Consider the following 13,135-nt stretch of genomic DNA (forward strand, 5'->3'; position numbering starts at 1 on the left):
GCGTACCGTACTGTCGGAGGCTTTGAAAGCACAAATAGCGTCTGGGACGGCATCGTTCCCTATGTTTTAGGGTCTGACCAGGCCATTCCCAATGTATTTACCGCACGCATGTATGCTATGAGTGTCTTAAAAGATAAATTTTCACAGATTGTTGATGCGCTGGAACCGGGGGGAAGCGGCAATATGTATGCTGGATTAAATCAGCAGGAAAAGTCAGTGTTACAGGAAGCTACTAAAATGGGATTCCCCGCAAAAAGCTGGTTTGGTTATCAAACAATGGGCACGCAAGGCTTTTCAGTTTTATACCAGTCAATTGTTGGTATAGATCCTAAATATTTTGAACATGACTTTTGGAACTTGCCTGGCTACCTTGGACACGATTCACCAGAGCTATTTGTAAAAGGGCGAATTCAGCAGCGCAGTGTAATTAAGGCACTCATAAATAGTGATCAAGCTGCCACCCTGGGACTTAAGAAACCAGTAGCTGCGGAAGACCGCGGAACGGCTGGAGCAGCCTCCAGGAATATTGGCGGCGTTGCTGATGGGATGCCGGTTGCATTTCAATTGAAGGACAAGCTTAAGGATGTTTACTTCCTGGGTGGTGATCTGATCATCAAAAGTGGAGCGGCCGCCGGAAAAGTCCTGATGATAGAAAAAATTGCAGACGATAAAGTGGTGTTGGGGCCAGTTGATTCTACAATAGTTACTAAACTGAAAGCAGGAGATTCGGTACAGGTGGATAACTCAAACTTCCTGGCCATACAAACCTATCATCGCCACCAGGTACCGGGAAAGGAATATTATGTATGGGATCAGTTCCGCAATACTGATGGCACACCAAAATATCCTCAACGTCCACTGCTACTGGGGCCGATTTTTACGAAAGGGGCAGCCGGGATCATTCCAACAGGCAAATTTAAAGGGAAGATGATCCTTTTGGAGTCCGCCTGGGATCGCGAAGCTTTTCCCTGGCAGGCAGATTGGTACCGTACCAAAGTCAAAGCTAACCTTGGAGATAGTCTTGACAGTCATTTTAGGGTATGGTTCACGGATCGTGCTTTACATGGAGATGTCGCTATCGAAGACGACCCAACCCAAACAGTTAGTTACCTTGGTGTTTTGCAACAAGCGCTGCTTGACCTGAGTGCTTGGGTAGAAAAAGGCAAAGCCCCGGCAGCAAGTACGAATTATAAAATAGTTGACGGGCAGGTCATTCTTCCAGCGGGAGCAAATGAACGGAAGGGCATACAGCCCCTGGTAGAATTGAAAGCAAATGACAGCAAACGTGCTGAAGTTAAAGTTGGTGAAACAGTTACATTTACAGCAATTGTGGATGTGCCGGAAAGTATGGGCAAGTTGGTGACCGCCGTTTGGAACTTTGAAGGTTTATCCTCAGAATTCAAAAAAAAGATAGGTGATTTACATGGATGGAACTTTGCAACCTCAGCAGCTTTTCCAGTCGTTACAAAATGGACTGCCGTTAATAAAACAGGTTCACGTGTTAAACTAACTACAACCTATAAATTTACTGAACCAGGCAGCTATTTCCCTACGCTAAGAGTTGCCTCGCAACGGCAGGGAAATGCAAAAACGTCGTTTACACGTATTCAGAATTTGGATAGGGTCCGCGTAGTAGTAAAGTAGTGAATTAATCAAAAAAATTTTTTTGATTAATTCACTATAAAATAACACTTTATTCTTTGGTACGTCCTATTGAACATAAGCATTTGATAGGACTATCAAGCTTCAGAAAAATGCCGCTATATTAACAACTCATAGATACTGCTGCTTAATTTGAAAAATGCGCAGAGCATCTTAGTTATCTTTTTTCAATAACCTGACCAGAAAATTTTCGAGGTCTTGTCCCCTGAGTTTTGTAGCTAAGATCTTACCCTCAGGATCGATAATACAGTTGAATGGCAAAGCTTTTATACCATAACTGGCGGCCAGCATGCCGCCCATTGCTGACGGGTCATTCAGCTGCCGCCAAACAAGCTGATCCTTTTCTATAGCATTTCTCCAATTTTTATCATTTGTATCCATGGAAACGCTTACAAAGACAATCCCATCATTTTTAAAGTCATGGTAAAGTTTTCTTAACAAAGGGTGTTCTTCGCGGCATGGAATGCACCAGCTTGCCCAAAAGTCCAACAAAACGTATTTTCCGCGTTGCGCACTTAATTTAAAAACCCTGGCATTCAAGTCTTTCAAAACTAGTTCCGGGGCACTGTTTCCAACCTTCATCGCTTTATCAGTATCAACAAACATTTTTATCCGCCCCGCATACTGATTTTTTTTGCCCCGCTCAGATAACAAATTATAACAATCCTCTGCCTTTAAAACATCAGTGCTATTCATATGGCTATTGATAATTGCAAGTGACGAAGCTACAGCGTCAGGATACTTCCCTACAAAAGCACGTGTCAAACTATCAACCCTTCGATGAAAACGGATATAAGCCGCACTGCTCTTATTGTAAATTGTTTCTTTCGTAGCTGAGAGCTGCGCTCTATAATCTGCTGTTATGTTTAAACTTTTCTGCTTAAAAACACTAAAAAGGTCATTTTCAGAACCCCCGTCTACCTTTATAGAATAGAAACCCTTTACCGAACCGCTTAACCTGATACGCTCATTTTGGGCGACTATGATTTTTATCTGTTGATTCACAGAATTACTTAGCGTGCAGAGTACTGCTTGCGGCAAGACACCCTTTAAAATCACTTTGTTGTCTTTTACCCTGGCTGAATCCGATATTGTTTTACCAAGATATTGATACGTCATTTGAATCCCTGTTCCTTCGGGAGCTACGATTGATCCTTCAATAATAAAACCCTCAGACTTAAAACCAGTGATTCCATTTAAAACACCCACACATAGAAACAGCTGAAAGAGCAGCATTCCCGTAACTTTATTATAATTTGTCATTCCTAATAATTTAAACCAGGTATCGGCGATTCAGCCAAAATTTTATCTAACATCTGTTTGAGGTACTGAAGGTGCATTTTCGTATCAATATCCCTGGTACGATTGATGCCGGCCGTTATGTCTCTCCGTAATTCTTTCAGGTGATAAAAAGCCAGTGCCTTAACATTCGAATACAGTGTAACTTCTGTTGGAGCGAGGGATGCGATGATGTTATCGCTGGATCCCTGCAAAGCGAAACGCTTGTTGTACATGGTGATAATGCTGCCCACATACATTTTCTGCAGCGCCCTTCTATACTCGTCTGCCGCGCTGCCCGTGGCTAATTCACTGAAAACACCATCCTTGATATCATTAAGCCACTGCCTGGGAGAGTAAGCTCCCTTGCCATTATCACGTTGATTTACCATCATTCGATAGAGCCGTGTTTGAGAGGTGATGGAAGCGATAGTCTCTTTTTGCACCCGCTGAACATCATTAAATCCGTATTGCGGGTCTATCTTATTTATAATTTCCGGTCTAAGTAACCATTTTGGCGTAGTGAAGACCTGTTCATTGAAAAACTTAATAGCTTTTTTCTGGCGGAGTACACTTACCGGCTCATAAATAGCTCCTGGCTGATCGAATGTTTTTTCCGTAACCATCACGCCTCCCAACAATTTATTTACATGGCCAACGTAGCGTGCATATTGCCCAACTGCCTCCTTATACATTTCGCCCAGATCACTGTAATCACTACCTGGAGTGCCGGTCCAGCTGATCAATTGAGGAACAATACGCTTCAAGTTTTTAATTCCGTACAAACTTGCCTGAATGCCATCATCTCCCAAATCCTCGGCTTGTGAGCGCGGATCATAATCTCTTCCCTCACCTGAGAACCACAATCTTTTGCTGGACGATAAGCTGTCAATAATCAACTTATTAAGGATCGGTTTTTCTGCCTCGGCCGTCGCCACGTCAGGGATAGGTTTATATCCCCATTGTATCGCCCATTTGTCGTAATCGTTGATCCTCGGAAAAATACCCTTCTGGGAAATATTATCTTCCGGCTGGGCAACATAGTTAAACCTCGCATAATCCATAATAGAAGGCGTGTGTCCATGAGCCTCAACCCACGCTTTGTCCCGCAGCTTCTCCACAGGTACGGTGCTACTAGCGCCCATATTATGCCTTAAGCCCAGTGTATGGCCGATTTCATGAGAAGACACGAACCGGATGAGCTGCCCCATGAGTTCGTCGTCAAACTTATTTTTCCGTGCTTTCGGATCGATTGCTCCTGCCTGTATCATGTACCATCGGTGCACAAGGTTCATTACATTATGATACCAGCCAATGTGACTTTCTATGATCTCGCCAGTTCTTGGATCAGCAATATTGGGTCCGTAGGCGTTCTGCTGTGCTGAAGCAAAATACCTGATCACCGAGAAGCGGGCATCATCAAGACTCATCGTTGAGTCGGTTTCAGGCCATTCTTTCCCGATAATAGCGTTTTTAAATCCAGCTTGTTCGAAGGCCTTCTGCCAATCGTTCACACCCTGAATAAGTGGCTGTCTCCACTGTTTGGGTGTTGCCGGGTCAATGTAGTACACAATTTGCTTTTTGGGTTCAACCAGTTCACCGCGTTTGAATTTGTCCATATCTTCATCCCTGGGTTCCAAACGCCATCTGTGTATAAATGACGCCTTTTCAACCTTTTGCTGACGATCTGCATATTTATCATAGCTATTTGAGAAGTAACCAACACGTGCATCATTGAAACGCTGGCGCATGGGATGGGTAGGAAGCAAAATGAAGGAACAATTCAATCCTAAAGTAACTGCACCGGCTTGAGCGGCCGCAGGCATTCCACCACCTCCCGTGGCTGAACTTGTGGATGTATACGTACGGATACTTCTGATCTCTGTATTGATAGGAAAACTTTTAACACTTTCAAGGTAAGAGCGGTCGGCAGCCTGATTTGCCAGATTATAAGCTTTCTTTGCCGATGCGTCCAGTGAAAGTAAAACATTCTCATTCATTAAAAAATCGGTTACATCAATAACCACACTGGATGAATCCTTGCCTTTCGCTTTAACAGGGAAAGACATGATGATAGGATTAAGATTAGAACTTGCTACCGCTTTTGCGATCATATCACTGGAATCAGCTATGCTCACTACAGTTGCTACTTTAAGAAAAAGCTTGTTTGCCGGCCCTAATTCCCAATAAATAGTTCGTTCCCCGATTTCCTCACCTCCGTAATTTCCGGCACCGGGGGTTGATTTGCTAAGCCTGGTAACTGCGAGTATTTCCTTATTGAGCAGACTATTTTCGATTTCAAAATAATACTTTTCTGCTATTTTATGGACAATAAACAGGCCCTTTTGCGTAACCGCTTTATTTGTAATCACTTCATTGTATGGCCTGATGGTGTTTCGTGTGGAATCAGCTTTTGGTCTGGGCTGTACTGCCATAGTCAAGCCTTTTTGTTTTTTGTTTTTTTTGAACACGCTGCACGAACTCACAAAAAGTGTGAGCAGAAGGGTGATTATCACCAGGCCTTTTAGCCTGGTGATAGTTTTAAATTTATATATCATAATTTAGTTAATAACCTTCAGTTTGGATAAGATTTGGGTTCGCATCAATATTTGCCTGGGGAATTGGCAGGAATTTGGCTACCGGTCTAAAACCTGGTTTTAATACGGATAAAATAGCATCTGCCTCCCCTGTTCGCCTGATGTTATTCCAGCGGAAAGCCTGTTCGCAGAAAAACTCCTTTCGGTTTTCCAGCATGATCTCCTCAAGGAGTCTGGCAGCAATTGTAGTGGTACTCGCTTCTGATCTGGCCCGTATCCTAACCAAATTCATGTCACTGCGCGCTCCATCGAGATTATTTCCTATTCTTACCCTTGCCTCTGCCCTAATCAGATATTGTTCTGCAAGGCGTAAAACTGTAGGTGCCTCCATAACGTTTGCAGCAAGTGCCTCTGCATTTGTTGGATACTTGTATTTATAAGGCAATGTTCTCACCAGCGTTCCTACCCTATACTCCCGCATCCATCTTTGCCTGCGTAAATCGGCCGGCTCAAAGAGTGCCAGAAAGGAGGCGCGAATATCATATTGAGGGTTAGCTGGCAACAACGACTGAAATGTTGATGCCTCGATTGTATATTGATTATTGACATTTAAAGGTGATGACATTTGCCATATGCTCTCCACATTATTCTTTACCCAAACCCCGGTTTGCATGTTTTGGGCAGGAATAAGACTGTATTGCGAAGAAGCAATAACCTCCGAAGCATTGCTTTCTGCAGCAGGATAATCCTTTAAAAACAGATAGGTGCGGGCAAGAAGCGCAGTTGCCACGAATTTGTTGACACCCAGGCGGTTATTTGAAGAACCTGAATAGTCAGCTGCCAGATCGTTCTTGCCGGCAGTTAAATCTTCAATGATCTGACGGTAAATGTTTGCGGTTGTCTCCCTGGGTAAGAGTGCAGTACCAGTAACATCAGTTTCTTTAATTAAAGGAACATCGCCAAAGGTATTCACAAGATTGAAGTAACAGTAGGCCCGGATTACCTTCGCCTCAGCAGTATATTGCTTTTTAATTTTTGCTGAGGTACCCTCATATTTCTGAAGGCCTTCAATTACCAGGTTAGCCCGATAGATAACGTTGTACCATTCGCTGAAAATCGTATTTTGGAAAGTGCTCAGCGCGGTATAACCGTTACTGTTGATTTCGACGAGCGATGGGTTTACCCCCAGGTAACTCAGGTCATCAGCAAGAAGAGAACTGAACACGGTAAGGTCGGTACTTTGAGTACTAGTTTGTGCCAGCCCGGTATAAATTCCGGCGAGAGCACCAGCCGCAAGCTTATCTGAAGAGAAAACCAAGGGTGTAGTAATTTCATTAAGGGGCGCTTCTATCTCGACTGTTTTTTCGCAGCCATATAATATTGTAATACTGAGCAAGACAAACCCAAATATCACTTTGTTAAGTATTCTTAGCATGATCGTTGTCAATTATAATGTTAGTTGTAAACCGGCAATTATAGTCCGCAATGGTGGTGTACCAACTCCTTGTGACTCGGGATCAATTCCTTTATAACCAGTAACGGTAAACAGGTTCTGTCCCTGCGTAAAAATCCTTACATTATCTACATGGATCGCTTTTAGCCACGTACCTGGCAAAACATAGGATAAGCTCACATTTTTCATCCTGATAAAAGAGGCGTCCACAATATTCGCATCCGAAGCTGCCCAATTGCTGAAGGCAAAATAGGCTGTTCTTCCATTTGTACCGGTTAGCCCGGCAGTAACCAGATAATCCTGTGAACCCTGTGAAAGATAATCATTGACCACACTAGCAGCAGCATTGTACATATAGCCTGGTGGATAAAATGTAGATCTGGCCAGGCTCCTGCCTTCCTGCTTTACAAACTGGAAAGTAAAATCCAGGTTGATACCCTTGTAAGTGAAGCTATTGGTTATCCCACCAAAAAATGTCGGGAATAATGTACCTGCGTAATAACGGTCGCCCCTGCCAAGCTCTGAGAATCCGCTGGTAGGAGAAGCTGTCCCCCCCACTCCGTTAAAATCCGTGAATGCCGGGAAATTAGTTGCCGGATCTATCCCGATATACTGATAGGCGTAATTAGCAGAAATTGGTTTTCCTACCAGATAGGTTGTATAATAAGAAGTCTTTTCAATATCAGGGAAGGAAATCAGTTTATTTGAATTCTTACTGATGTTGAAGCTGGTATTCCAGGTCAGGTATTTTGATTTAATGTTCACGCTGGTTAGCGAAAACTCTGCCCCTGAGTTCTGTACTGTTGCTGGTAGATTACTTTGGAAACCACTGAAGCCAGTCTGTGAACTTAGTGGATAAGTAATTAACTGGTTGCCTGACCTGTGGTTATAATAGGATGAAGTTAATGACAACCGGTCGTTGAAGAAACCCAATTCCAGTGCAACTTCGAATTTCTTTGTACTTTCCCATTTGAAGTCGCTATTTGCAATCCTGCTGGGAACCAAACTTGAAGAACCGTTATATATTGCCGCAGATGAAGCAGCGAAAGAGGCAAGATATTGATAATCCCCAATTTCATCACTTCCGGCAACGCCGTAGCTGCTTCTCAATTTACCGAAACTAAGAAAGCTGATCTTATTTTTTAGGAAATTCTCCTCAGAAAAAACCCACGCTGCGCCTGCTGATCCAAAAGTGCCGAATTTTTTGTTCGGTCCAAACCTTGATGAACCATCTCTACGGTAATTCAGGTTCAGGATATATTTATTCTCTACATTGTAATTAATGCGCCCAAACAACGATGTATATTTGTAGTTGCTTGAAGAACTACTCGTATTATATTCTGTGGCCTGGTTAACATTTCTCAAAAAATCGTCAGAAGTAAAACTTGAAGCACTTGTATAATAGGGTTGTTGTGACTGTTTGTATTGATAGGTTCCCCCCGCAAGTAAACTGATCTTACCTTTCCACAGTTCATTGTCATAAGTAATCTGTGGTTCAATAATGTAATTATTGGAATATGTGTATGCATAGGCAGCAGTGCCTGACGTCCTCACTGATCCGGTGGGATTAAGTGAGCTCAGAGGCCTGAGGGTAACCTGTTTCATATCTGCCTTGTTGTAGCCAAAAGTTGACTTGATATCCAGGCCTTTCAAAATAGTGTACTTCAGATTTAAACTACCCAATAAATTCGAACTGCGGTTGTCGTTTGTTTGGTTGAGAAACCCATAGGGATTATTTAAACCGGATACCCAATATAATTTTCCGTCGCCATTTAGGTTGTATAATGGATAGTTCGGCGGCAGATTATAAGCATAATTACCCAATTCAGTAGTAGAGATCGAATTTTTATCGGTCGAAAACATTGTAGAAAGGCCCAATGTAAACCTTTGATTCAGGGAGGTGTGGTTAATACTTGCATTCAGGCCGCCGCGCTGATAGCCCTGGTCACCGGGATAAACATTACCTTCTTTATGATATGTACCACTGATATAAAAACTGGTACGGCCCTCACCTCCTGAAACGTTTGCAGTAACGTCATGTGTTTTTGCGGTATTCCCTAACAATAACCTTTGCCAGTCTGTATCGGCATTCTGGTCCCACAGCAGCAGATCCGGGGCGTTAGTTGCATTTGGCGTAGCAGGATTTGTGGTTCCATTTGCGAAAGCTTTTTTTCGCAAAGCCAGGTATTGATCCGTTTTCATCATATCTGCAAAGCGGGTTACAACCGAAGCTCCTGAACTTACATTTAAATTGAATTTGGTTTTTCCGGGCTGCCCGCGCTTTGTGGTAATCAGGACCACTCCATTTGCACCTCTCGATCCGTAAATTGCTGTTGCATCAGCGTCTTTCAAAACCTCTATGTTTTCAATGTCAGCCGGGTTAATTGAATTCATCGGGCTGGTAGCTCCTTCGGCTGAAGGGAGTACAGATGTTGTTGTTGCGGTAGTGTTAATAGGTTCAGAAAGGAAAGGAACACCATCAATAATGTATAAAGGGCGGTTACTTTTGCCCAATGAATTTGCACCACGGATCTGAACGTTAATTGCTCCTCCGGGCAAGCCATTAGTTTGCGACACCTGAACACCCGGAAGCCGCCCCTGTAAGGCCTGAAGCACATTTGTAATTGGCTGCTTCTCAAGTTCCTTTGCTGAAATGCCTGATTGAGAGCCGGTACTTGTTCTTTTCGTTGTTGTTCCGTAACCAATAATCACAACTTCATCTAACTTGGCCGGATCTGGCTTCAGCTCCACATCTAAATCAGAATCATCATTCACAATCTTTTCATAGGTTTTATAACCTACATAAGCAAACTGCAACGTGGCGCCCCTTGTAGAAACACCTATAGTATACCTGCCCTTAGCATTACTTGTAACCATTTGCGAACCGTCTTTCACACGTATTGTCACACCAGGCAACGCTACGTTGTTTTCGTCTGTAATCTTTCCGGATACAGTAAAGCCGACTTTTGTTTCCGCCGGCGTATCTTCCCCTGAAGTATTTGCAGGACTTACCCTATCTTTAGTGGTCAATTGGCCTTTGATAACGACAAACTGGTCATTGACCACTTCATACATCAGTTGATTTGTGGACAAAAGACGATCAAGAATATCTTTGATCTTCGTATTTGAATAATTACCGCTGATCAGCTTTGTACTATTGTTCAGCTTATCGTTGTATACCAGTCTGAATTGTGCCTTGTTAGCGATGGTTTTAAGAACTTTTTCCAGTTTCTGGTCTGTAAACTCGATCGATATTCTTTTTTCAGTCAATTGTGCATTAGCGGGTGTTGACCAGCTGAATTGAACGGCCAAAGCAATACCCAAAATTTGCAGCAATGAGAATTTCATAATCTTAATTAAAATCGGAATCACAGAAACACTGCTATCCATTTGACCAGCATACCTGCCGGACGTTGGAAACCCCAGCGCATAGGCTGGCCTTCCGAACAATTTTTTATACATTTGTTTGGTTTTAGTAGTTATCAATTTGGCTTCTAAACTTTGCAGCAGGGTGTTCGTAGCACTTCTGCTGCTGCTTTTTTCGGTAAAATTATTTCATTAATTACAGCCTCCTCCTGTCAGTTTAATTACTCCGTTTTTGATTTCATAGTCATTTAAACTGAGTACAGACTTTAACACTTTCATTGTGTTTTCAAGCGACTGGTCCGTTACATCTGCAGAAACATGACAGTTGCTATATAAGCTGGCGTCAGCAACAATAGTCACATTAAATTTATTTTCTATACGCGCTTTGATATCGCGAAAGCCGCTATTTTCAAAATTCATATTGTATTCGGTACCATCCAGGATCTGTAATTTATTTGATTCTTTTGCATCGACGACTGTTGGCGCACCCGCCGAGACAACAGATTCAAATTCCTTTCCGGGAGTTACAATAACTGGTTTGGCACCTAAAAGACCTTTATCATTTTTAGCATAGACTGAAACCTTACCAGTCAGGACTGTCAGTCTGAATGTCTTCTGTGCCGGGTTCTCTTCAATATTGAAACTTGTACCCAAAACCCTGGTAGTGTAATTACTTGTGCTGATTACAAATGGGTGTAACGGGTTCTTTGTAATTTCGAACAGCGCCTGTCCATGAAGAGTGACATTTCTGGTACTATCGCTAAACTTCACAGGGTAATCCAAGCTGCTATTACCTTTAAGCCACACGATGGAATGATCCGGAAGATAAACTTTTGTGATTTTCCCATTCGATAATACCTGAACATGGTCTACAGTTTTTGAGACCGACATTCTGGCTTGCCAGGTCCATGTAACGAGACCTGCAATGAGCAACAGGGATGCCGCGGCAGAAACAGATCTCCATAACACACGCTTTTTTGCTGGCCTTTGGATCCGCTTTTCGATACCTGCAAATAAACGGGCTTTTAATTCATATTTATTGTGATCTGCCAACTCCCAAACGGTTGGATCCGCTGGAATTTCTGCATACCAATCTTCCAACCTCTGACGTTCCTCTTTAGTGATGGTATTATTCAGCAGCTTTGCCGCAAGATGTTCTATTTCCGAATTATTTTGACTTGACATTTTCAAGGATTATACCACTATAGTGCAGAAATCCCTTTAAGACCCTTGGTCAAACTCAAAAAATTTTTATTTCTATGTCTTTTTTCTAAAAATTGACGAGAAATAACCTAAAATAGAATGGTAAGATTATTTTTAATGTACTTCAAGGCCTTTGTGAGATGACCTTGAACGGTTTTCTCACTGATATGCATTCTTTCTGATATTTCTTTTGCTGTCATATCATCCTGTCTGCTTAAACGATACACCATTTGACATTTTTCGGGAAGCTGGGCCACTAAAGTTTCAATTTCGTTGCGAACCTGAGAAAAGTCAAGCATATATTGCGTACTGTTATCTGCGAAGTCAACATTTATCTCGCCCTCAACGAAAACAACCTGTTGCTTTTTACGCTCGGCAATCTTGCGGTAGATTGCATATTTTAGTGCGGCAGAAATATAGGTTCTCAAAGTATACCTTAGAAAAATATGGTGACGGGAATCCCAAATCTGGATAAACAACTGTTGTAACACCTCTTCAGCATCTACCTGTGATTTCAACTTAAAGTAAGCAACTTCCAGCAGTTTGTCCCAATATCTATTGTATAATATGGCGAATGCCTTTTCATTATTGACTTTCAAAAGATCAAATAACACCTCATCCGACTCATCGCTCAGCAATTGCATTTCTTATTATTAACTCTCTAATGTAAAGCTTAATATTGAATTAACAATAATTATACGGTTTCAGATGAGCTTAAAAAGGGAATCCTCAATAATTTGAGTGATTAAATCAGTTCACAGTTATAATTCTCCCGGACTTTATGACCATATCCAAGTCTTTAAGTGCAGATATTTCTTTAAGGGGATTTTCTTTCATCACAATCAGGTCTGCTCTTCTACCTTTTTTGATTAAACCAATATTTGATTGCTGTCCGACTACTTTAGCGGCTATAATGGTTGCAGAACGGATTGCCTCAGCGTTACTAAAACCACAATTGCTTACGAAATATGATAATTCATCGATTAAATAAGGGTAAGGACGTTTCAAATCAACAATCTGATCAGTACCGGCAGAAATTTCCACCCCTTGCTGGTGCAGTCTTTTTAATAAGGGTAAGATCCATGGATCAGATTTCACGGAGACACAAATAGTTGCATCTAAAATCGCCTTATTTTCCTTCATTGCATTCACAAACTCTGTTATGTCAACATTAGCCATTACGCTGTCCCGATAGGATGCGGATCTATTTCGCTTATAGAACATCCCATCATCTGGCCCTCTCAACCCCTCGAGCATAGAAACGTGAGATAATACCTGTACACCAGATTGTACCACTTCGATAGGTTTTGCCGGATAAATCATCGTATGCCCCCAAACCAATAAATCATGTTTTTTTGCCGCCTTCACGATATCCTTCAAGAAGGCTGCATCAAATGAATGGTACAATTTTACTCCCGTTGCTCCGCAGGACTTTACTTTTAGCATTGCCTCATCCAGATTATCACCAGGTAAAAGTCGCTGTTCCCAGGGGAAGTATGGTTCCTTTCTTATATTACTGTCTCTGTTGTAGTACCAGTCACCTGCTAAAAATGCCGAAAAATAAATATCAGGTCCGGTATATTCTCCTTTTCTGATTTCATTCCTGGCCTCCATTAGTGCAGCTCCGTCTCCACCT

General features: G+C 42.2%; 8 protein-coding genes. 1 reads left to right on the plus strand and 7 read right to left on the minus strand.

Going from position 1 to position 13,135, the window contains the following annotated elements:
• Positions 1 to 1,644: hypothetical protein (locus tag ABWY16_RS04205; RefSeq protein WP_353903399.1), on the plus strand; the 1,644-nt coding region annotated here is incomplete at its 5' end.
• Between the two features lie 171 nt (positions 1,645 to 1,815).
• On the opposite strand, the gene ABWY16_RS04210 is transcribed toward ABWY16_RS04205, so the two are convergent.
• From ABWY16_RS04210 to ABWY16_RS04240, 7 genes are all read right to left on the minus strand, one after another.
• Positions 1,816 to 2,925: a redoxin domain-containing protein gene (locus tag ABWY16_RS04210; RefSeq protein ID WP_353903400.1), complete on the minus strand. Its 1,110-nt coding sequence runs from the start codon at positions 2,923 to 2,925 to the stop codon at positions 1,816 to 1,818.
• Positions 2,926 to 2,927: 2 nt separating this feature from the next.
• Positions 2,928 to 5,375: a zinc-dependent metalloprotease gene (locus ABWY16_RS04215; RefSeq protein ID WP_353903401.1), complete on the minus strand. Its 2,448-nt coding sequence runs from the start codon at positions 5,373 to 5,375 to the stop codon at positions 2,928 to 2,930.
• A 130-nt stretch (positions 5,376 to 5,505) separates the two neighbouring features.
• Complete coding sequence (locus tag ABWY16_RS04220) at positions 5,506 to 6,912, minus strand: RagB/SusD family nutrient uptake outer membrane protein (RefSeq protein WP_353903402.1); 1,407 nt, start codon at positions 6,910 to 6,912, stop codon at positions 5,506 to 5,508.
• 12 nt (positions 6,913 to 6,924) lie between these two features.
• Positions 6,925 to 10,392, minus strand: a complete 3,468-nt coding sequence (locus ABWY16_RS04225) for a SusC/RagA family TonB-linked outer membrane protein (protein ID WP_353903403.1) — start codon at positions 10,390 to 10,392, stop codon at positions 6,925 to 6,927.
• A gap of 96 nt (positions 10,393 to 10,488) precedes the next feature.
• Positions 10,489 to 11,481 (minus strand): FecR domain-containing protein, encoded by a 993-nt coding sequence (locus ABWY16_RS04230; protein ID WP_353903404.1) that lies wholly within the window; start codon positions 11,479 to 11,481, stop codon positions 10,489 to 10,491.
• A 107-nt stretch (positions 11,482 to 11,588) separates the two neighbouring features.
• Positions 11,589 to 12,143, minus strand: coding sequence for an RNA polymerase sigma factor (locus ABWY16_RS04235; protein ID WP_353903405.1), 555 nt, complete (start codon positions 12,141 to 12,143; stop codon positions 11,589 to 11,591).
• Positions 12,144 to 12,249: 106 nt separating this feature from the next.
• The coding region (locus ABWY16_RS04240; RefSeq protein WP_353903406.1) for an amidohydrolase family protein at positions 12,250 to 13,135 on the minus strand (886 nt) is incomplete at its 5' end.

The organism is Pedobacter sp. (genome assembly GCF_040513095.1).
Lineage (GTDB): Bacteria > Bacteroidota > Bacteroidia > Sphingobacteriales > Sphingobacteriaceae > Pedobacter.

Excerpts from the sequence above, each read along its gene's own strand:
- ABWY16_RS04210 (WP_353903400.1), bottom strand. The coding sequence starts at position 2,925 with ATGACAAATTATAATAAAGTTACGGGAATGCTGCTCTTTCAGCTGTTT.
- ABWY16_RS04215 (WP_353903401.1), bottom strand. The coding sequence starts at position 5,375 with ATGGCAGTACAGCCCAGACCAAAAGCTGATTCCACACGAAACACCATC.
- ABWY16_RS04235 (WP_353903405.1), bottom strand. The coding sequence starts at position 12,143 with ATGCAATTGCTGAGCGATGAGTCGGATGAGGTGTTATTTGATCTTTTG.
- ABWY16_RS04220 (WP_353903402.1), bottom strand. The coding sequence starts at position 6,912 with ATGCTAAGAATACTTAACAAAGTGATATTTGGGTTTGTCTTGCTCAGT.
- ABWY16_RS04225 (WP_353903403.1), bottom strand. The coding sequence starts at position 10,392 with ATGTATAAAAAATTGTTCGGAAGGCCAGCCTATGCGCTGGGGTTTCCA.
- ABWY16_RS04230 (WP_353903404.1), bottom strand. The coding sequence starts at position 11,481 with ATGTCAAGTCAAAATAATTCGGAAATAGAACATCTTGCGGCAAAGCTG.